Genomic DNA, 20,611 nt, shown 5'->3' on the forward strand with positions numbered 1-20,611 from the left:
TTATTCCTGTAATGAGGCGATTAGGGTATCTTTTTCAGCCCAATGGTTGTTGAGCCAGTCTTTAAATTCATTTTGTGTTGCGCTGTCATTAATGAGATTTAAAGAAGTAAACTGGGTTGGAATGGGAATTTGTCTGATGTGAATTTTAATGGATCTTATTCTTTTACACAGAAAATCCCAAAGCGAATGATTTTTTTCTGAATAAACTATGGTCACATCCAGCAAGCTGTTGATTTGCGAGCCCATGGTGCTGATGATAAAACTGATACCACCCGCTTTGGGTTTAAGCAGATGATTGTAGGGTGATTGCTGCTGTTCTTTTTTTGTTGGCGTAAATCGAGTGCCCTCAACAAAATTCATGATTGATGCAGGTGTTTTCTTGAACGTTTCTATGGCTTTGATAGTTGATACCAAGTCTTTTCCTTGTTTGTGCGGTTTTTTTGCAAGGTACTCTTTGCTGTAACGTTTCATGAAAGGACAGCCCATAGCCCACCAGGAAAATCCCAGTAAGGGAATCCATTTGAGTTGGTCTTTAATGAAAAATTTTAAGACAGGTATTTTTTTGTTAAACAGCCTCTGCAGAATTACAATATCTAGCCAGCTTTGGTGGTTGGCAATAACCAGGTACCAGTCTTTAGCATTAAGATTATTTAAACCGGTAATATCCCAGGTAATGTTTTGCATATTATTGACATAGAAGTTGTTAATACCGCACCAAAAGGTAGCTATCGCATCAACACTGCGAGTACATAGTGCTTGCCAGGGTTTATGCGGTATTAGTTTTAATAACCCCATAAACAGGACAGGGATGAAGCAAAGGGTAGTAGAACAGATAAGAAATAAGGTAGCGATTACCCCGTGAATATGTCCTGTTAATTTATTTGGTGTTTGCATGTATCTCTACTCCTGAAATCAACTGAAAGTTTTAACCTAAAGCATGTTCTAAATCGGCACGTAAATCGTCTACGTGTTCTATACCTACGGATAATCTGATTAAACCATCATCTATACCCAGGGCTTTTCGTTGTGGTGCTGGTACCGATGCATGAGTCATTATGGCTGGATGTTCAATCAGACTTTCAACGCCACCCAGGCTTTCTGCGAGCGTGAATAATTCACAGCGAGCTAAAAATCTTCTGGCGTCTTCCAGCCCACCGTCTATGACCATAGAGATCATACCACCAAAATCATGCATTTGTTCTTTGGCCAGCTCATGTTGTGGATGACTGGTTAAACCAGGATAAATAACTTTTTTAATTTTGGGGTGGTGGCTCAACCATTCGGCAAGCTGATTTGCGTTGTGGCAGTGTCTTTCCATGCGAATGGATAGGGTTTTCAAACTTCTTAAAACCAAAAAACTGTCGAAAGGTCCTGCAACTCCCCCACAGGAATTTTGCAAAAAAGCGATTCGCTCAGCCAGTTCAGGCTTATCAGCGACAACGACAACACCACTGACTACATCGGAATGCCCGTTAAGGTATTTGGTTGCAGAATGCAGAACAATATCAAATCCCAGTTCTATGGGTCTTTGAATCCAGGGAGTTGCAAAAGTGTTATCTGCCACAGTAATAAGGCCGTGTTTTTTGGCAAGAGCAGCTATTTTTCTTAAATCAGCCAGTTTTAACATGGGATTTGATGGGGTTTCCAACCACAACAACCTGGTTTTGGGAGTGATTGCTGCTTCTATTGTCGCAGGGTTTGACATGTCAATAAAGGAAAAAGATAACTTAGAGGTACGGGTTTTAACTTTATCGAATAATCTGAAGGTACCTCCATAGAGATCATCCATTGCGATCACGTGGTCTCCTGCATCCAGAAGATCAATAACTGTATTGATAGCCGCCATTCCAGAGGCAAAGGCAAAACCTCTCTGACCAGATTCCAGGCTGGCGATACAGGCTTCATAAGCTGTGCGGGTGGGATTGTGGGTTCGGGAATATTCATAGCCCAGATGCTCGCCCGGAGCACTTTGTTTATAGGTCGAAGTGGCGTATATTGGGGTCATAACTGCACCGGTACTGGGGCAGGGCTCTTGTCCAGCGTGAATTGCGCGTGTATCAAAGTGAGTTCTTTTCATTGTACTTTAATCCTTTTTAAAAAATTCAAATCCCGAAATAATCCTGCCAAATCTGATTTCATTTAGTTTTTTACCTGCATTTTAGGTTCTTTGGTTACTAAAGCTTAAACAGATGATATGAATAAATAACATGAAGGACATTCTAGTGAGGGATGCATGCGTAGGCAAGAAAACAATTACAAAAAAAAGTGATCTCTGCCTCAGAAAAAAAGAGGCAAAGAATTATGGGTAATCGATATTCGGTAGGAATTCAGTATTCTGGCTGGAACAGTTCATCAATTCTTAATCGTCAATTAACGAGTCTTTCCTGGTCTGATGCTTACTCTATCTGAATGTTCTATTTCACTTCGTTCCAAAGGAGATGCAGATAATTTCAGTGGTTTCTTCTTTGGAAGATAGGTAGATAAGATGTCATAAACCAGTTGGCCACGTAAAAACATCGCTGCAACTCCTGAGCAAATAGCCAGTAATACCCCAAAACTAATGTAGGTATAGGCCAGTATAAACAAGTAGAATTCAATCATTTTATCCAGCTGTGCCACAGGCAATAATTCGGAACGTTCAACTATCATAAACAGAAACAGTCCTAAATCAAAAACAGGTAATGAAGCGATAACCATGGTAAAGCCAATAAAAAAGGTTTTGGTTTTGTAAGGCTTTGGACAATGGATAATGCGCTCTCCCATAATTGCGCCAGTACAAGCTGATACGAACATGCCTAAAATGACCGCCTGAAAAAGCGGTATCGCTTCCTTGACACCCATGGACGTTAGAAATGCATTAGTCAATACGGTACCAACCACAGACAATAAACCAAAATACACAGCTGAAATCAGTCTGGGATTTGGGCAATCAAGAGCGGGATCTTTCTTAGTCATGATACACCTGAATACTATGGTACATGTGATAATATTAGTACATTATTTGAACTTTTGTTGTTTTATAAAAACTATTTTAATATCCTGGATATGAAGAACATTACATCATTTCAGTTCTGGGTTAATGGAGAACAGGGTGGATGAATAATTTATTGATCTTCATGCACGGAACTGCTTTAAATCCTCATAATATACTGTATACTATTCCACTATTTTTATTCCATTTAAAATTATAAGAGCGCTATGACTGACTTAAACCATTATCGAAATATTGGTATCTTCGCCCACGTTGATGCCGGAAAAACCACCACTACCGAACGAATTCTTAAACTCACCGGTGAAATTCACAAAATTGGTGAAGTTCACGAGGGTGAATCTACAACTGACTTCATGGTGCAGGAAGCCGAGCGGGGTATTACCATCCAGTCTGCAGCGGTAAGTTGTTTCTGGAAAGGCACTCGCTTTAACGTAATTGATACCCCGGGACACGTAGACTTTACGGTAGAAGTATACCGATCGCTGAAAGTTCTCGATGGTGGTATTGGCGTGTTCTGTGGTTCTGGCGGGGTCGAGCCTCAGTCTGAAACTAACTGGCGTTATGCGAACAATTCTAAAGTATCTCGATTAATCTTCGTGAACAAACTGGATCGTATCGGTGCAAACTTCCTCAAAGTAACAGAACAAATCAAGAAAGTTCTGGGTGCTAATCCATTAATCATGACATTGCCTATTGGATTTGAAGACACGTTCGTGGGTGTTGTTGATCTGTTAACACGCAAAGCCTATGTCTGGGATGAAACCGGACAACCAGAAAATTACACCATTCAAGATGTTCCTGCTGATATGGCAGACGATGTCGAAATGTACCGAGCTCAGCTTATCGAAACTGCGCTTGAGATGGATGATGATTTATTAATGGCTTACCTTGATGGGGAAGAGCCCGCAATTGAAGACATTAAGCGTTGTATTCGTAAAGGTACACTTGAGTTGGCATTCTTCCCAACTTATTGCGGTTCAGCCTTCAAAAACAAAGGCATGCAATTGCTTCTGGATGCAGTAGTTGATTATTTGCCAGCACCTCATGAAGTCAACCCACAGCCTTTAACCAATGCCGAAGGTGAGCCTAATGGTCAATTTGCCATTGTTTCTCCTGATGAGCCTTTCCGTGCTTTGGCATTCAAAATTATGGATGACCGATTTGGTGCTTTAACTTTCGTACGTATTTACTCTGGTAAACTCAACAAGGGTGATACCATACTTAACTCGTTTACTGGTAAAACCGAGCGTGTTGGCCGTATGGTGGAAATGCAGGCTGATGAGCGTAAGGAATTACAGCACGCAGAAGCCGGTGATATTATTGCTATTGTCGGTATGAAAAACGTACGTACCGGACATACTCTATGCGATCCTAACCATGAATGTACTCTTGAAGCGATGGTGTTCCCTGAACCCGTAATCTCTATTGCCGTTCAACCTAAAGACAAAGGCGCTAACGAAAAAATGGCTATTGCCATTGGTAAAATGGTTGCAGAAGATCCTACATTCCGAGTTGAAACTGATGAAGATTCTGGTGAAACCATTCTGCGCGGTATGGGTGAGCTGCATCTTGATATTAAAGTGGATATCCTCAAACGTACTTATGACGTTGAATTGATTGTAGGACAGCCCCAGGTAGCCTATCGTGAAACCATTACTAAAGCGGTTCAAGACAGTTATACCCATAAGAAACAATCGGGTGGAGCTGGTCAGTACGGTAAAATCGACTATACCATTGAGCCAGGTGAGCCAGGTAGTGGCTTTACTTTTGTCACTTCCGTTGTGGGCGGTAACGTACCCAAGGAATTCTTCCCTGCAATTGAGAAAGGATTCCGTTCCATGATGGGTTCCGGTACTTTGGCAGGCTTCCCTGTATTGGATGTAGCCATTAATTTAAGTGATGGTGCTTACCACCCAGTGGACTCTTCAGCGATTGCGTTTGAAATTGCCGCAAAAGGTGCGTTTAGACAATCCATTCCTAAAGCGGCTCCTCAGTTACTCGAACCTGTCATGAAAGTTGATGTGTACAGTACAGAAGAAGATGTTGGTAACGTCATTGGTGACTTGAACCGTCGTCGTGGTATGATTTCTGGTCAGGAGCCAAGTGCTGCTGGAGTTCGTATTAAAGCTGACGTTCCTTTGTCTGAAATGTTTGGCTACATCAGCACATTGCGTACTCTGACTTCTGGTCGTGGTCAATTCTCAATGGAATTTTCTCACTACGCACCATGTCCCGCCAGTGTTGCTGAAACAGTAATCGCCAAAGAAAAAGAAAAGAAAGCTGCTGCCGCCAAGTAACGCAGCGCTTTCAGCAAGGCTGAGCTTAAAGCTCAGCCTTTTTTTTATTCCGCTTTAAAAGCATAAATGATCAATTATGAAACCGCTTAACCAGTTAAACATTATTCTCGCCAGTGCATCACCAAGAAGATTAAGCATATTGCAAGAACACGGTTTAAATGCCATTGCTATGCCAGCAAATATAGAAGAAATTCACTGCGCAGGAGAAGATGTACAAACCTACGTCACACGGCTTGCGAAAGAAAAAGCACAAAAAATAGTTTCGCAAAACTGTCCTGGTTCTCCTGACGTTATTATAGCCGCAGATACTGTTGTTGCTCTTCACAATCATATTTTAGAAAAACCAAAAGATCGCCAAGATGCCTTTAGAATGTTAAGTATGCTCAGTGGTGTATCTCACGAGGTATATACGGGGTATGCTTTGGTTTACCTTCCAGACCTAAGGGTACACGTTGATTATGCTCTAACAAAAATCACGTTCCATTCCCTCACCGATGAGCAAATAAACGATTACATCAAAACCGGTGATCCTTTTGATAAATCGGGTTCATACGGTATACAGAATGTTTTTGGTTCATTTGTTAAGGAAATTAAAGGTTCTCGCTTTAATGTTATGGGATTACCTATTGAAGATATTTTAAAAAAATTAACACAGCATTACAGTTATTTAAACTAGGGCGTGTTCACAATTGTTCCCGCCTACGTGCCTCGGCTTGTCCGAGGCACGTAGGCGGGGCAACTGTCAATACGTCCTAATGACGAAAATACACTACGGGTTGGATTGGAAAATAATTGAATGTGCTGAATATAACAACCTTGATTTCGCTTGCGCTGCATCAAGGCTGCTATTTCTAGGTTTAAACTCGCAGCGACCTAACGACTCTCCATAACAACTCCCTTTGCTACGAAGAAATGCAGATGTATTGGATAATTCGCTAAGCATGCTTCATGCGCAAAGTTTCTCTTTATCATCCTTCAAAAACCGGGCAAAGGTTCCATCAATGTTGGGCACGAGCACATATTAGTTCAGTGTTTTTTTGTTCCGTACGGGGCGTATGGTCATTTTCCACTGTCTTTAACGGTTGCATGAGTTGAACTGGTTGAGAAAAGAATCTGTGTTGTGAATCAGTTATGGAGCTGCTTGCACCCGATTGGTGTTGATGGAGTGGTTTGGGCGTCAATAGAGATGAGGTTGCTGATAGGGTAGCTTGTGTATCAACGGTTGAAGCATGTGATGGTCTCAAGGAATCAAGCAAAATATTTTGTTGGACGCTATCGAGCAAAGAAAACAATTTGAGGTATGCAGCTGTTCGACCTTGATCGGTTAAACCATTCTGACTCATAGCACGAGCCCACACACTGTGCTCTCCATTGGGGCGGTGGCAAAGTATTTCTGTAATTAACTGCGGGGCAAATTCAGTCATTCGTTCCAGTAAATAAACTTCAGTTCGAATATCAATGCATGAGAATAATATAGTGTTCTCATACTCCGAATTACTGTAAAGGGTCATTAACGATTGCATTCTTTTATGAGGCATTTCGCCTAATAGATTATAAACTGCCACTACAGCATCATAAGGACTGTAGGAGTCAATTGCTTGCATGAGCAGGTTATCTCCATTTTTGTTTTTTTGTTCTATTAAAGCATCGATGTCTGTATCTTTGAGGTATGGTTTAAGCATGAAGATGCTTTTGGGATGGAATAATATTAAATCTGCGAATAAACTCTTGGATGATAAAATTAAGTGGTTTAACTCAGCCGGAGAAAGTAATTGAGTTAACCTCTTGTAAACAGTGGTAAAAACTATAGGATTATAGGCAAACAATTCGAGTATATTTTCTTGTTTTTTCAGAGTCTTTATTTTGGCCAGTTCCATGATTTGTATATCACTGTATTGGGCAAATACTTCTAAAATTAAATCAGTACTGTATTTTCTTTTTCCTAATATAAACAATAGAGGATCTAACTCTACAATATAAGGTTCCAGGATAGAGGGATTGACTTTAATTATTTCGCTGGTCAGTTCTTCAATCAGAAATTTTTCGTCTGAATAAATGATACTGTCCAGGTTGACAAGAAAGTGAGGAATAGGAATGGTATTAAGTAGGTCTTTTTTGATGTGCTCAGGTAACTGTCTCAGGAATCTGATAACAGGGGATAAGATGTGTACTTTAAGCAAATGAGCCAAAACAGTATATCCTTTAGGGGTTATATGATTGAGCAAATCAATTGCTTGGTGCTGTTCCAGGTAGCTCAAAATTCTTGCTGTATCGTCACATAATAAAGATCTTTGGATGCGCTCACTGGATTGGTGAGAGGACAAGAAGTCATCTCTTTTCAGATTTTCTTTAGTGTTAAAAAAAATCTTTAGATAAATAGAGCATTTGGTGCGCAATTCGTTTTGATACTCAGAGTCCAGACTATGAAACATTTTAAAGAGTTCATGTAAAGGCAGGCTTTTTTTAAAGCTCGTTTGCCATTGGTTACTCATCAAGTAGTCAATCAACGTTGCAATTTTTCTTTGCTCAGACGAGTAGAAATTAAAACTTAGTACATCAGCTAATGTGATTTGCCTGTATTCAATACTGGTTTTCAACGCATTGAGTACTGACTCCATAAAAGCAGATCTGCTGAATGGAATGCTGGGGTCAGGAAGCGTTATTTCAAATGCCATTGGATATTCCTTTTAATTAAGATAATGTTCAACCATGTTTTTTAGTTTATAAAAGAAGCAGTAAGAGAGAAATAGTATCACGATTATGAAGGGGTAGGCTAAAAATTTCGAGAAACTGCATCTGCTTCATAACGGGTATAAATTATTTTCTAACAAAGGAAATTAGGGGAGGGGAAACTGTTGATCCTCATTAAGACCCAAACCCATTATTGAAACAAATGGGTTTGGTTTAGGTTTTACTATCGAGTGAGTTTAAATTTATCGCTTTTTAGGTAGAGCCACATAAAGGGTTCCAATATGGTTCAGATTATTTGCTTCTATACCCGCCTGATCCCCTTCACCCTTATAGCAGTCAACATGAGCGCCTACTATAGCTCCTCCTGAATCCTGAGCAAGGCACCAGGACGTTGTATTTTTGGTATTATAAATAAAGCTCATACCTACAGGAATAACTCTGTGATCGGTGGCGCAAGACGCATGGGGCGTCAGAGTAATGTTTTCGGAGCCATAAGGCCCTCCATCTTCTTTGGCAAAAAACACAAAACTCTGATCTCTGTTGCGCAAGTTGGCTGCTTTTTCTTTACTCAGTGAATCCAGGTATTGTCTAATTTGCTTTTCTGAGGCTGCGCTTTGTCTGATTTTTTGTGATACATTACAGCGTAATTTCGCCTCGTCATGACATTTGGGATCTTTGGAACAGCGTTCTATAGTATCCAGATTACCACCACAGGTTGGATCTTGTGCGCATTGGACTATTCGACCCAGCATGGTACGAGGCCTGCCGTTGTAGCCATCGTAATTGATATGAAATAACTGTCCATCAAGCATTAAAGAACCTGAACCTTCAACCATCAGAAATGAAGGATCATTAGCGTCTTTAACATAACCAATAATGTGTTTGGAATGTAAGGCACCACGATCAATTTCACTTCGGTCAGGTGCAACCGAATAAGTACCATTCGCATTTTTCATGCAAAATCCACGAGGAATTTTCGTCAAAGGATCAACACCGCAAAGAGGGGCTTTGCAATGAATTTTTTTACATTCCAAAGAGGCATTTACCACACCTGGGTTTTTGTAGATAGGGTGAACAAACGCACCTACAGGTTTGGATTTTGCTTCAATAGCAGCGGGTGCATAATAGGCGGTAAATTGAAATTCGCCTTTTTTAAATCCTGCGTGATTTTCAGGCCAACCATCGCTTTGGTACCAATCAAACTCTGTTTTAATGCTTGATAAATAGCGTTTGAAATCACCACCAGCAGCTTTCGCTAGAGCAAGCAACTTGGTATTGGTTTGGTGGCACCATTCCTGACGGGTTAATTTACGCCCGGCTATAGTAATGGTTTGAAATTCTCCACGACTTCTGTTGCAGTTTTTGAGTTGGTTATTTAAGGCATTAATTACCTCACTCATAGAACCCTCAGGGTTTGTAATAGGCAGCTCGGAGGGGGAAATTTTATGAAATTTAAAACGCAGCACTCCAGGTTCTTTGGCAGCCATTTTCATACGTGTAGTGAAGTCAGCATATCGTCTGACATCAAGACAGCGCTGGATTGGATCGGAGGGTAGTGCTGCCTGCGTGATAAAACTAAAAGTCATTAGTGCGATAATTAATACTGATTGTAACATGGGTATCCTTAATAACATGGGTCGCATGAATGGAACAGATTTAAGGCCTCGTTCGAAGGCAAACGCTACCCCATTGTAGCGAATCAGCAGCTGTTGACAATAATTATTTAACGAGGAAATCCCTGACTCTTGCTCCACCTGGATTTGAGATGATGTAGGGAATTCTGTTATTGTTCAATATGTAGATGTACTTGTCCTGAGGTTTATAACCATTTTTAATGAAGTTCAGGTAATTTATGCTAGTATGGGTTCATACCCAACAGTGTTGGGTGTATATTATTTTTTAACAAAGAATAAGCGCATTTGCATGTTTATAAAATAACGGGATTTTAGTTATATGAAATTTGATATTCATTATTTACTGTCACCAAGGTATGCCAAATGGATTATCATCAGCTTAAACTCGTTGTTTTTGATATTAATTATTGCCGAATTTTTTAGTCTTTTGCTTCCTGATTCCAGTATTAATCTTGCATCAGAGCAGGACATTATTTCTGCAGGAACGACAAAGCAAGATTCTTATCATGATATTTTGAATTCTTCTCTATTTGGAGTTTATGTACCTAATGATTTAAATGAGGATAATGTACAAAAATCAATGCTGAATCTCAATTTGGTTGGTATTCTTTGGGCAGATAATGCGGAAGAATCTCAGGTTATTATTCGTTCATCCAGTGGAGAGGAAAAAACTTATAAAATCGGCGATAAAATCCCTGGGGGGGCGGTAATCAAAAGAATTATGGCTGGTGCGGTTCTTGTCGATCGGGATGGCAATCTGGAGAGTTTAAGTTTGCCTAAAAATGACTTAACCTTTGAGCCTGTAGCCAAGCCTTTAACAGAGGAAGAAACAGAATGAGTTTTTTATCCAGGTTATTATTAACACTAATTTTTATTCCCTTGTTAACGGCGTGTATTTCAGGTGCTTATAATCTGCATGAAGGAATACAGAGTTTTAAGGCTCAGGATTACAGACGTGCATTTATTCGCTTAAAGCCTGAAGCAGCAAAAGGCCAGCCTGATGCTCAGTATGCGATTGGATACATGTATTATTACGGTCAAGGCGTGGTTGAAGACAGAAAAAAAGCCTGGTACTGGATTAATATGGCTGCCAAGGCTGGCCAACCTGATGCTCAGGTAGCAACAAAAATTCTGGAACGTGGCAGCCTGGATAAAAAAGAAGTATTTCACAGTAAAAAATTGCAACACTATCCCGCAGAAAAAATAGAGTTTTAAGATTTTGATTTCTGCATAAAGATGTTTTTTTTGCGGCTAAAGCCGCATTTTTTTAAATCTGAGTTTCATCAACCTCCCTAATTCCGGGTTCTGGATGACGTGGAAGGGATTAGGAAAACAGAACTATTGGTTATAAATGGATGATAAAACGTCTGTGAATTTCCTGGATATTAAACACCCGCTTTAAGAATAAGAGATGTAATATAACTGCAATAAACCAGTATCAATACCCCACCATGCCAGGGAGACAGTTTTTTCTTGTAATGATAGTTTAAAAAGATTAAAAGAACAGTCAGCGCAATTAATACCGGCATATCCCGCCATAAAATAATACTACTCACTTTTGCAGGGTTAATTAATGCAGGAAAGGCTAAGATGAGGAGCAATGTATAAATATTGGATCCCAGGATGGTGCCTATGGCAATTTCTTCTTCACCTTTTAACGCTGCAGTGATTGACGTAGCTAATTCAGGCAATGTTGTTCCTAAAGCAATAATAGTCAAACCTATAGTCACTTCGTTAACCCCATACCATTGAGCAATGGTTGTTGCCGATAAAATAATGTATTTTGCGCTTACAGGCAGGATTATTAAACCCAAAGCAGTGCTTAAGAGAGTAGTTCCAAGCGAACGATTCAGGTTAACTGCTGCTTTAAATTCATTAAAAAAAGGATCTTTTTTAGGGGCACTATTTGCCATGTAAATAAAAATTGAAATGACTACTACACAAGCGATAAGTAATAAACAACCATCCGTTTTACTTAGAAATCCATCCAGTATCAAGCCGTAAGCGAAAAGCATGGTAATGATCAAGATAGGGTAGGCTTTTTTTAGAGTAGAAAAATGTAAGGTATTGGGTTTTATGAGTAAGGTAATCCCTAAAACCAGGCCTATATTGGCGATATTGGCACCAATAGCGTTCCCTATGGCCAGGTTGTTTTTGTCTTTAAGTGCTGAGAGGATGGATATAGCGATTTCAGGAGCTGAAGTTCCTACCGCAACAACAGTTAAGCCAATGACCAGCGGTGACAGTTTAAAGCGAATTGCCAAACCTGAAACTCCGCTGACTAAATGATTAGCCGCCCATAAAAGGGCAATAAAACTGATAACTAATATCAGGATAGTATTCATTGACGAACTCAATATGAGGATTAGTCTGATGATAATACGAGTTCAGCCAATAGGATATAGGCTAATCTAAATTAACTGTCTTGAAATTCATCCAAATCAAACAAATGTGCAAGGATCAGGCTGGTAGGTTTGGCCAGACCCAATGAAGCCAAATGCTCTTTAGAAAACCATGATCCTGAGGTTTCTGCAAGATGCTGGTTATTAGGCTGCGTTTGAATACTCATGGCGTTGATTTCCAGATGAAAATGACTGAATCGATGTTTGAAGGACATCAACGGTTTGGCATTAATTCCTTTAAGGGCATAATGGCGCTCAATGTATGTAATGGGACATTCATTAACATTTAAGCTGGGTAAGCACCATAACCCTCCCCATAATCCGGTGGGCGGTCTTTTCTCCAGATAGATCAGATGGTGTTTATTGTGGAGAACAAGAAACTGCTGATGTTGCACCGGAACTGGTTTTTTAATTTTTTTAGTTGGATATTGGCTTTGTTCATCGTTTTTATAAGCCAGGCAGGTAGCATTCAGTGGGCAGCGAATACAATCAGGTTTTCTGGAGGTACAACAGGTTGCGCCCAAATCCATAATTGCCTGCGTATAGTCTGCACAACGTTCGCCAGACATACATAAATCGGCATGTTCCCACAATGTTTTTTTTACTTGTGCCTGTTCCGTCCAGCCCTTTATCAGAAAATAACGTGTTAAAACTCGTTTTACATTTCCATCCAAAATGGGGGTTGGTTGATTGAATGCTTGCGATAATATAGCTGCAGCTGTTGAAGGCCCGATACCAGGAAGGGTAAGCAGGGTTTGTAAATCTTCGGGAATTATACCTTGATAACGCTCTTTTATCAGTTTTGCTGCGGAGTGCAGATTTCGAGCTCTACTGTAATATCCAAGACCTGACCATAGTGAAAGAACTTCATCTTCAGCGGCCTGTGCCAGTTCGTTAACAGTAGGAAATCTGTCTACAAAGCGATTAAAATAGGGGATAACCGTTTGTACCTGTGTTTGTTGCAGCATGATTTCCGATACCCAAACCCTGTAGGGATGTCTGGGTAATTGCCAGGGTAAATCCTTGCGGCCGTTCACGTCATACCATGCCAGTAATGGCTGGGTAAATTGTGTTTGAATGTCTTGTTTGGTCACTTGATAAGCTCTTTTAAGGTTCCTTCAACCCCTTTCAAGGGATGCTCAAGAGTATTTTTTATTAACAATTGGCCAAGAAGAGGATTTATTTTTGTTATGTCAGGCAATACCATGGGATGTTCTATAGTGCCTGATACATCCAGAGGAAAATAACCTCCTAAAGCGTGTTGAATTTTTTTAATAGCCTGGTCATTAGAATCGTTTATTGTCACTTTAAGCTTGGCATTTAATGCACGGTTTGAAATATTGATGGTTGCATCCCCGCTAACTTGCAGTGTGTCCGTTTGCAAGAGTAGTGATTCACTTGTAATTTGCTTATCCTGAATCGTAAAGTGACTGTTGGCCAGTTTGAAGGGAGTATTACCCGAGCCTGCGCTCTCCCATCCTGATAAATTCAATATTTTAGGGCTTTTTGCAGGAATCCCCTTCATCAGGTTATCCAAACGATCTTTTATGATGCTGATCATCTGATTGAGGTTAATGTTATAGATTTGACCATCTTTTATGGTAAGCGTTCCTTTGCCATTGATTTGTTCTAATTCAGTCTGGTGCAGGGGAATAGTCGCATGTAAAGAATAATCCAGAGTGCCATCAATTGTCTGTTGACCTGTTAAAGCGCTAATTAATCGCTTCCCATCGAGATGAGTTGCTGTTTGATTGAAGGATAATTGTTGATTAGCAATGGAATAATTGACATCACCTACCGATTCCCCACCATAAAGAGAGAGGGTAAACGGATTAAGTGAAATGCTGTTTTTATGTGTTTTAATGGTTGTATTGAGCTTCGCTATCTTGAATTGATTCAATAAGCTGTTTTGAATCAAAAGTTGGCCCTCTATTGCTGAATAGCTCATACCATTTTGTAGTTCATTTAAGAAGGAAGGTGCCAGAGTTAATCTTCCTTTAAAATTAATACTTGCTTTAGCTGTTGCCAAGGGAGCTAATTGGGTAAGTCGAGCTTTGATTTGCACTGGAAATGGATTTTTTTGGGTATTGAAATGTTCTATACCGGCCTGGATGTTTTTAAATACAGTGCTGCCGCCGTTACTGTAAACAGTTACTTCACCATGGCTGACAGTCAATCGCTGTATGGCGAATTGCTGATTTAGGTATTCCTTGTGATGTTCCATGTGGTCTTGTGACGAGGGAGATGTGGGGAATTTGTCTTGATTAATAAATAATTTCAAGCCATCTGAATTAATTTCACTAAAAACAAAGCGTCCCTTTAACAAAGGAGTAATTTGCAAATTCAATAGCATGGAGTCTATGGATAAAGCAAAATTTTCTTTAAGTTGTTCATCACCTATGATGATTTGACTGAATTTCAAACCTGGCCGTGGAAAAATTTGCCAGGATATTGCGCCATTAATCTGACTTTTTTTATGAGTCAGGGCGGATATTTGATTGTTAACCAGTTGTTTGATTGCTTCGGGTTGAATATTTTTGGCTAAAATCCAAAGAATGGATAACAGTACTATCAATAAGATAAATGCGGTAATTACAGCCTTTCCCAGTATTTTCATAGCGCAGAACCTGGAGTTAAAAAAAGAAGCATATAGATACAGTAATGCCTGTCAAGTAGGGTAGAGCATAAATAGTGTTTTTCTTTTTTGCAACAATATGTGTAATTTTTTTGTAAATTAAGTCTTAATGCTTCCCAGCGGGAGTGTAAAGATGCATTAATATTAAAACATAGTGAATTTTTTATTCATCCATAAGAACACTGGAGATGAATAATGACCAAAACGAAAAAAACATTTGTCAAGAAAGATGGGAAATGGGCGAGGGGCTTTGTGAAAAAGAGCAGGTCGCTCGTCAGATGGCCTGTTTATTCGCTGGAGTTGAAGGACCAAAAAGGGCAAAAGCCCATGATTTTGAAAATGCAAGAGCCTTGCCAGGAATATTCTTTAAAAACACGGTGTTAAACCAGAGTTTTTTGCCAACTGTTTGATTTATTTTACAGACTTGATTTGAGAAAATCCTTCTAACTCTCTTGAAAGTATCTTAAGGTCAATTTAGACTGAATACTACATGTGCTATTTTTTGTTGCTTTTTTATTAAAACTATCGAGTAAATTCAAAAGTAATGCGCTGTAAACGGCAAAACTGCTTGAAGACCAGATGTAGATTTCTTTTCAGGGAGTACTCAGGATGAGTATACTAAATCAGGGAGAACGTCATGGATCAAAGACAATTCGAGATAGTGGTACTAAAACCTACCGCTGTCTTTCTGTCATTTCTAGCTTCACAATTACCAGAACATGATTTGCCCAGTTTAAAAACATTACACACCGATAATACCGCTTATGTCATTTCTAAACAGAATAGTGATGAAGCAACTCTGTATGAAATAGAAAAACATTTTTCCACCATGTTTCGTCATGAAATTTGCCGTTGGTTAGGGGCTAATGCACGTAATGAAATTGAGGTCAGTTTTCTGGATTTCCTGTGTTGTTTCAAATTTGAGCTTCATTCTCATATTATCTTGATGGAACCGGAAATAACTCATGGTCATCATATATTAAATATTAAACCTCGTACTATGTTGCTTAAATGGATTAAATCCGCAGTAGAGGATGAAGAAGATTTGGTGACTATTATGGATAGGGTGCATTTGTCTCAATTGGTTGAGAATTCAACCGTAATTGTAAAAAATTTCACCAACTTAAAAGAAATTAAGCCTTTCTTGAAAAAATACTATAAGCCAATATTCGAAATGGCAATGAGTCGAATGTCCAACCAATCTAGTGAATGGCCTGTTGTTGATACATTTCAATCGTTTTGCCAATATTTTACTGTTGAGATACACACTCAATTGATTTATTTGCACCAATAAGGAGTCGACTATGGAACCTGTAGCAATAGCTCTCATATGTGCGGCGGGATTTGGCGCAGTGGTGGCATTTTCTGTGTTCATCAGACAATTATTATTGAGCAGAGATAAAAATTTAAATGATGAAGCGCAAAGAAAAGCAATATCTCAGGAAGCCGGTGAGCTTGCGAAGATGCGTGAACAAATGCAAAGTAATAAACGGTTTGATTCGCATTATCAGGTTCTCGGTGCTAATAAAGACGCCATCATTTACTTGGATACTAAAATTGAAGACGTTTTGCATAAAAAAACGCAGTTAATTGAACGCTACGCTCAGGTATCACTGAAAGAATCGGGTGCCATAGTAGATGGTGAAGTTTCTGAGGAACGTAAAGCGGCTTGTGACAGACTAAAAAGAGAAATTGATGAAGAAATAAAATTTTATGATAGTGAATTGGAACACTTGCAAAAAAGGCGGAGTTCTTTGTGGGATACTCATACGGATTTACAAGAGTATCTCTTGAATCAGGAGAAATCACGTAATGAAAATCTTGATTTTATTTACAAACAACACTCAGGACTGCTTGAAAAAATCTATTTGCGTCATACAGACCATAGTGAACATATAGCCAAGCAAACTATTGAGGCCGGCACGTCCTCTTTTAAAACGATGATTCTTGCTCCTATTCAGTTTTTAATGAATTATTTTAATATTTCAACGGGTATTTCTTTTGACCGCGCTAAAATAGAAAAAGCATCCAGAGATAAAGTAGATAAAGCACAGCGTGATGTTAATGATTCAGAGCACAGTGATAACGATGTGAATACTGATGACGAAGTTAAAAGCGATGATTCTGATGTAGAGTCGGATGAGGATGTTGATTCAGACAATGATTACAAATTAATAGGTGTCTAAAAAAAATCCTTTTGAGTTGTTTAGTGACATTTATGTGGTAGTATATTACAATATGGCTCCCATGTGGACTTTTTTCCATGGGTATTATAAAAGTCGCAAATCAAAAAACTTAATGTTTTTTGTTTGCAGGCTTCAATCCCAGGTTGCTTAAGGAAAAACTCGTGGTTTATATAAAACGTGACAAGGATGGTCGAATTTGTGCCATGTATGATCAAAAAAATTCAGATGATATGGAAGAAATCACTATTGATAATCCTGAAGTTGTTCAATTTTTAAATCGTTGTGACAAGGATTCTCAAATAAAATTCATACAGTCCGATTTGCAGTTTATTCGTGTGCTAGAAGACGTAATTGACATTTTGATGGATAAAAATATCATTACTATAACGGATTTTCCGCAGCCAGTAATCGATAAGTTATTAGCCCGCCAAGCCTTTCGTAAGAGATATGCTGGTGCGGCTGGTATGGAGTATAACGATGATGAAGAAGAAGAGTAGTGTCAGTTTAATTTTTATAGCGAGTTTATTGAGCTTTACCTTTGCAAGTCCTGTATTTAGTTTGAATTTGGATACACTGCTGCCCGATGAGCGAAACACAGTAGATATTTTTCAAAAATCTGCACCAAAAGTAGTTTACGTTCATCGCCTCACTACAGTTGCAAAAAATCACTCCCTGCAAAAAATGCATGTTCCTGATGGTGCCGGCTCGGGTATTATTTGGGATGATAAAGGGCATATAGTAACGAATTATCACGTCATCAAGGGCGCTGATGATTTGGCGATAACCCTCGGTAATATGACAGTACCTGCCCGAGTCATTGGTACCGAACCACGAAAAGATATTGCGGTACTGGAAATTAAAAATCCGCAGGCCTTGGCTTATTTAAAGGCATACAAACCTTTTGATATTGTTCATGTTAATGATCTGATAGTTGGACAGAAAGCAATTGCGATAGGCAATCCTTTTGGACTGGATCATAGTTTGTCTAAAGGAGTCATTTCAGCTTTAGGACGAAAAGTGCCGGGTATTGGTGGCGTTACTATTCATAACATGATTCAAACCGATACCCCCATTAATCCAGGTAATTCAGGTGGCCCCCTTCTAAACAGCGCTGGTCAGTTAATTGGTTTGAATACCATGATTTATTCTCGCTCAGGCTCCTCTGCTGGAATAGGTTTTGCTGTTCCCGCAGATGATATCCAACGAATTGTCGGACAAATTATCCAGCACGGTAGGGTGGTATTGTCGGGTATTGGTATTCAGCGGGTAGAGCCTAATGTTGCCGAACGATTAGGAGTGAGTAAGGGAATATTAATAGCCGATGTTTTACCTAATACACCAGCCGCTCGAGTTCAGTTACGTGGAACACACCGTGATCCTTGGGGGCACGTGGTTATGGGAGATATTATTGTTGCACTGAATGCGCATCCAGTACCCAACTATGATGTGTTGTATAACCTACTTACAGAAATCAAAGTCGGCGAGCAAGTGACTTTGACCATCCAAAGAGGCAACAAGCAAATGGATGTTAAATTAAAAACCATAGACATTGCTGCTTTATAACCATGTGATGTTCTAAGGCACCAGATATTAAAAGCCGGTACGAAGAACCGGCTTTTTTTTAGAACAAATTAAAAGACCTTCTTCCCGTCTGCGTCATATGACAGTAGATTACAGTGTATCAGTTAGGATAAGATGATAATAAAGGCATAACCATCATAATCAATTCCAAGGAACTAAGGATGTTGCTAAAGCAAAAAGACTCAATCCTGGCGCTCATAGACGTTCAACAAAAACTACTGCCCTTAATTGCAAATCATGAACCTTTGGTTCAACGCTGTGAATGGCTATTAAGATTGGCAAAAAAACTGGACGTGCCCATAATAGTCAGCGAACAATACCCCAAAGGGTTAGGAAATACCGTAGAACTCTTAAATACGCACATAAATAAAGGTAATATTATTGAAAAAGTGCACTTTTCCTGTATGCAACAGCCTGATTATATTCAGCGTTTAAGTTCATTAAATAAGAAACAAGTCGTTTTAATTGGCATAGAAGCTCATGTATGCGTATTTCAAACCGCAATGGAAATGAACGATGCCGGTTATGAAGTGTATGCAGTGGTTGATGCAGTAGGCAGCCGTAATGATTTAGACAAGAGTTACGCATTAAAAAGAATGAAACAGGCCGGTATTCATCTAGTCACATCAGAAATGGTATTTTTTGAATGGATAAGAGTCGCAGGTACCCCTGAATTCAAAGCGTTGAGTTATGAATTTTTACATTAAGTAAACCAGATGGAGCATGAGAGTGAATTTTGATAATCAAATTGCATTAATTACTGGTGGTGCTTCAGGAATGGGTAAAGCATGCGCCGAGTATTTACAAAAGAAAGGGATGAAAGTTGTCATTTGGGATAAACAGGAAGAAAGTGAAACCTCTGCCAATTTATACCTCAGCTGCGATGTAACCAGCGATACATCGGTAGAAAAGGCAATGAAAGAAACTATTGCTCAAGCAGGTATTCCCAGAGTCTGTATTAATTGTGCCGGAATCGCACCAGCAAAAAGGATAGTGGGAAAAGAAGGCGCTATGCCCCTGGCCGCATTCAAACAAGTAATTGATGTAAATCTTATCGGAACATTCAATGTCATGCGAGTAGCCGCACACGCCATGACTGGTCTTGACATCGATACGCAATCCCAAGAGCGGGGCGTTATAATTAATACCGCATCCATAGCCGCATTTGAAGGGCAAATAGGTCAAACAGCATACAGTGCATCCAAAGGCGGCGTAGTCGCCATGACCTTGCCCGCAGCTCGGGAGTTAGCTCAGTTTGCCATCAGAGTAAATACAATAGCACCAGGCTTAATCGCAACGCCCATGTTATTAAATATGCCCCAGGAAGTGCAAGATAATCTAGCTGCCTCAGTAACCTTTCCCAAAAGATTAGGACAACCCCAAGAATTTGCAATGCTCGTTGGGCATATCATTGAGAATGGGATGATTAATGGGGAGGTTATCAGACTTGACGGCGCTCTTCGTATGCGCTGAACGACTGTATTTGGCGCATCTTGCCCCATCTCCCGCCTAAAAAAATGCTCATGTACCTGATGTACACTCCGCTTTTTTTATGCGAGAGATAGGGCAACCTGCACTCAAATCCAGCCGTTCAGTTTAGATAGTGATTTGGCGCATCTTGCCCCATCTTCCGCTTTCCTACCAAATACACCCTTCTCCCTTGAGGGAGAAGGGTTGGGGATGAGGGTGTGGTAAGCACGTGACTCACGAGATTGACAAAGGATAAACAATAAAACTATCTGCATGTTTTGAATTGAATAGATTCAGAAGAATTGACTACAGGATGTAACGCATTCATTTGAATCTTAAGTGCTCTGTGTGTAGCACTATTTAAATTGTATTCACTCTTTTATTGCATCAAAATTTTTAGACAGAGCATGAACAAGCGAGCAAAAGCATTAAGGCAAACCATGACGGATGCGGAAAACCGCATATGGTATTATTTACGCAACAGGCGATTAAGTGGGTATAAATTTATTTGACAGCACGTTATTGGCAATTACATTGTTGATTTTGTGTGTCGTGAAAAAAAACTGAACGTTGAAATTGATGGCAGTCAGCACATAGATGCTGTTGATTATGATTTACGACGTTCTCACTATTTGGAACGCCGAGGTTATAGAGTGGTGCGCATATGGAACCACGATGTATTTAAAAATATTCAGGGTGTGATGGATAGTGTGTTGCATGAAC

At 39.6% G+C, this 20,611-nt stretch carries 19 protein-coding genes and 1 pseudogene; 12 read left to right on the plus strand and 8 right to left on the minus strand.

Annotation, left to right across the window (positions count from 1 at the left end; genetic code table 11):
• The 3 genes from Lwor_RS13080 to Lwor_RS13090 all read right to left on the minus strand — a co-directional run bounded on the left by Lwor_RS13080 (position 1) and on the right by Lwor_RS13090 (position 2,955).
• Positions 1-894, minus strand: coding sequence for an acyltransferase (locus Lwor_RS13080; protein WP_058494313.1), 894 nt, complete (start codon positions 892-894; stop codon positions 1-3).
• 31 nt (positions 895-925) lie between these two features.
• Positions 926-2,077, minus strand: coding sequence for a cystathionine gamma-synthase (locus Lwor_RS13085; protein WP_058494314.1), 1,152 nt, complete (start codon positions 2,075-2,077; stop codon positions 926-928).
• A gap of 293 nt (positions 2,078-2,370) precedes the next feature.
• On the minus strand, positions 2,371-2,955 hold the full coding sequence (locus tag Lwor_RS13090) for a hypothetical protein (protein WP_058494315.1): 585 nt from the start codon (positions 2,953-2,955) through the stop codon (positions 2,371-2,373).
• 243 nt (positions 2,956-3,198) lie between these two features.
• Between Lwor_RS13090 and fusA the strand changes: the two genes are divergently transcribed.
• Both fusA and Lwor_RS13100 read left to right on the plus strand, forming a co-directional pair.
• Positions 3,199-5,289 (plus strand): elongation factor G, encoded by a 2,091-nt coding sequence (gene fusA / locus Lwor_RS13095; RefSeq protein WP_058494316.1) that lies wholly within the window; start codon positions 3,199-3,201, stop codon positions 5,287-5,289.
• Positions 5,290-5,365: 76 nt separating this feature from the next.
• On the plus strand, positions 5,366-5,965 hold the full coding sequence (locus Lwor_RS13100; RefSeq protein WP_058494317.1) for a Maf family protein: 600 nt from the start codon (positions 5,366-5,368) through the stop codon (positions 5,963-5,965).
• Between the two features lie 322 nt (positions 5,966-6,287).
• Here the strand turns inward: Lwor_RS13100 and Lwor_RS13105 are convergent, their stop codons facing one another.
• Both Lwor_RS13105 and Lwor_RS13110 read right to left on the minus strand, forming a co-directional pair.
• Positions 6,288-7,964, minus strand: coding sequence for a hypothetical protein (locus Lwor_RS13105; protein WP_058494318.1), 1,677 nt, complete (start codon positions 7,962-7,964; stop codon positions 6,288-6,290).
• Between the two features lie 258 nt (positions 7,965-8,222).
• Entirely contained in the window at positions 8,223-9,596 is a 1,374-nt protein-coding gene (locus Lwor_RS13110) for an MltA domain-containing protein (RefSeq protein ID WP_058494319.1), read from the minus strand.
• Between the two features lie 337 nt (positions 9,597-9,933).
• Here Lwor_RS13110 and Lwor_RS13115 point away from each other — a divergent pair, with 337 nt between their 5' ends.
• Positions 9,934-10,452 (plus strand): type II secretion system protein N, encoded by a 519-nt coding sequence (locus Lwor_RS13115; RefSeq protein WP_058494320.1) that lies wholly within the window; start codon positions 9,934-9,936, stop codon positions 10,450-10,452.
• Positions 10,449-10,829 carry a tetratricopeptide repeat protein gene (locus Lwor_RS13120; RefSeq protein ID WP_058494321.1) on the plus strand — a complete coding sequence of 127 codons (381 nt, stop codon included), beginning with the start codon at positions 10,449-10,451 and terminating at the stop codon, positions 10,827-10,829. Before Lwor_RS13115 ends, Lwor_RS13120 begins: the two co-directional genes overlap by 4 nt.
• 170 nt (positions 10,830-10,999) lie before the next feature.
• Here the strand turns inward: Lwor_RS13120 and Lwor_RS13125 are convergent, their stop codons facing one another.
• The 3 genes from Lwor_RS13125 to Lwor_RS13135 form a co-directional block, all read right to left on the minus strand.
• Positions 11,000-11,959: a calcium/sodium antiporter gene (locus Lwor_RS13125; RefSeq protein ID WP_058494322.1), complete on the minus strand. Its 960-nt coding sequence runs from the start codon at positions 11,957-11,959 to the stop codon at positions 11,000-11,002.
• A gap of 71 nt (positions 11,960-12,030) precedes the next feature.
• On the minus strand, positions 12,031-13,110 hold the full coding sequence (gene mutY / locus Lwor_RS13130) for an A/G-specific adenine glycosylase (protein WP_058494323.1): 1,080 nt from the start codon (positions 13,108-13,110) through the stop codon (positions 12,031-12,033).
• Entirely contained in the window at positions 13,107-14,633 is a 1,527-nt protein-coding gene (locus Lwor_RS13135) for an AsmA family protein (RefSeq protein WP_058494324.1), read from the minus strand. Before Lwor_RS13135 ends, mutY begins: the two co-directional genes overlap by 4 nt.
• A 206-nt stretch (positions 14,634-14,839) precedes the next feature.
• On the opposite strand from Lwor_RS13135, the gene Lwor_RS13140 reads away from it, so the two are divergent.
• The 8 genes and pseudogenes from Lwor_RS13140 to Lwor_RS13610 form a co-directional block, all read left to right on the plus strand.
• Positions 14,840-15,061, plus strand: coding sequence for a hypothetical protein (locus tag Lwor_RS13140; RefSeq protein WP_058494325.1), 222 nt, complete (start codon positions 14,840-14,842; stop codon positions 15,059-15,061).
• A gap of 227 nt (positions 15,062-15,288) precedes the next feature.
• Positions 15,289-15,945, plus strand: coding sequence for a hypothetical protein (locus tag Lwor_RS13145; RefSeq protein ID WP_058494326.1), 657 nt, complete (start codon positions 15,289-15,291; stop codon positions 15,943-15,945).
• Between the two features lie 10 nt (positions 15,946-15,955).
• Positions 15,956-16,837, plus strand: a complete 882-nt coding sequence (locus Lwor_RS13150; RefSeq protein WP_058494327.1) for a hypothetical protein — start codon at positions 15,956-15,958, stop codon at positions 16,835-16,837.
• A 161-nt stretch (positions 16,838-16,998) separates the two neighbouring features.
• The gene (locus Lwor_RS13155; RefSeq protein ID WP_058494328.1) at positions 16,999-17,334 is read left to right on the plus strand and encodes a hypothetical protein; all 336 of its coding nucleotides are present in this window, start codon (positions 16,999-17,001) and stop codon (positions 17,332-17,334) included.
• Positions 17,318-18,400: a S1C family serine protease gene (locus Lwor_RS13160; RefSeq protein ID WP_415582907.1), complete on the plus strand. Its 1,083-nt coding sequence runs from the start codon at positions 17,318-17,320 to the stop codon at positions 18,398-18,400. Before Lwor_RS13155 ends, Lwor_RS13160 begins: the two co-directional genes overlap by 17 nt.
• Positions 18,401-18,579: 179 nt before the next feature.
• Positions 18,580-19,125 carry a hydrolase gene (locus tag Lwor_RS13165; RefSeq protein WP_058494330.1) on the plus strand — a complete coding sequence of 182 codons (546 nt, stop codon included), beginning with the start codon at positions 18,580-18,582 and terminating at the stop codon, positions 19,123-19,125.
• Between the two features lie 22 nt (positions 19,126-19,147).
• A complete protein-coding gene (locus Lwor_RS13170) occupies positions 19,148-19,891 on the plus strand; it encodes an SDR family NAD(P)-dependent oxidoreductase (RefSeq protein WP_058494331.1) in 744 nt (247 codons plus the stop codon).
• Positions 19,892-20,295: 404 nt separating this feature from the next.
• Positions 20,296-20,611, plus strand: a pseudogene (locus Lwor_RS13610) (endonuclease domain-containing protein); the annotation flags it as partial.

This window comes from Legionella worsleiensis, from assembly GCF_001467535.1.
GTDB classification, from domain to species: Bacteria; Pseudomonadota; Gammaproteobacteria; order Legionellales; family Legionellaceae; genus Legionella; species Legionella worsleiensis.

Bases quoted from the DNA above. Each gene is read 5' to 3' on its own strand.
- Lwor_RS13110 (WP_058494319.1), bottom strand. From the start codon at position 9,596: ATGTTACAATCAGTATTAATTATCGCACTAATGACTTTTAGTTTTATC.
- Lwor_RS13125 (WP_058494322.1), bottom strand. From the start codon at position 11,959: ATGAATACTATCCTGATATTAGTTATCAGTTTTATTGCCCTTTTATGG.
- fusA (WP_058494316.1), top strand. From the start codon at position 3,199: ATGACTGACTTAAACCATTATCGAAATATTGGTATCTTCGCCCACGTT.
- Lwor_RS13150 (WP_058494327.1), top strand. From the start codon at position 15,956: ATGGAACCTGTAGCAATAGCTCTCATATGTGCGGCGGGATTTGGCGCA.
- Lwor_RS13140 (WP_058494325.1), top strand. From the start codon at position 14,840: ATGAATAATGACCAAAACGAAAAAAACATTTGTCAAGAAAGATGGGAA.
- Lwor_RS13105 (WP_058494318.1), bottom strand. From the start codon at position 7,964: ATGGCATTTGAAATAACGCTTCCTGACCCCAGCATTCCATTCAGCAGA.
- Lwor_RS13160 (WP_415582907.1), top strand. From the start codon at position 17,318: ATGAAGAAGAAGAGTAGTGTCAGTTTAATTTTTATAGCGAGTTTATTG.
- Lwor_RS13165 (WP_058494330.1), top strand. From the start codon at position 18,580: ATGTTGCTAAAGCAAAAAGACTCAATCCTGGCGCTCATAGACGTTCAA.
- Lwor_RS13135 (WP_058494324.1), bottom strand. From the start codon at position 14,633: ATGAAAATACTGGGAAAGGCTGTAATTACCGCATTTATCTTATTGATA.
- Lwor_RS13080 (WP_058494313.1), bottom strand. From the start codon at position 894: ATGCAAACACCAAATAAATTAACAGGACATATTCACGGGGTAATCGCT.
- Lwor_RS13085 (WP_058494314.1), bottom strand. From the start codon at position 2,077: ATGAAAAGAACTCACTTTGATACACGCGCAATTCACGCTGGACAAGAG.
- Lwor_RS13100 (WP_058494317.1), top strand. From the start codon at position 5,366: ATGAAACCGCTTAACCAGTTAAACATTATTCTCGCCAGTGCATCACCA.
- Lwor_RS13090 (WP_058494315.1), bottom strand. From the start codon at position 2,955: ATGACTAAGAAAGATCCCGCTCTTGATTGCCCAAATCCCAGACTGATT.
- Lwor_RS13120 (WP_058494321.1), top strand. From the start codon at position 10,449: ATGAGTTTTTTATCCAGGTTATTATTAACACTAATTTTTATTCCCTTG.
- Lwor_RS13145 (WP_058494326.1), top strand. From the start codon at position 15,289: ATGGATCAAAGACAATTCGAGATAGTGGTACTAAAACCTACCGCTGTC.
- Lwor_RS13115 (WP_058494320.1), top strand. From the start codon at position 9,934: ATGAAATTTGATATTCATTATTTACTGTCACCAAGGTATGCCAAATGG.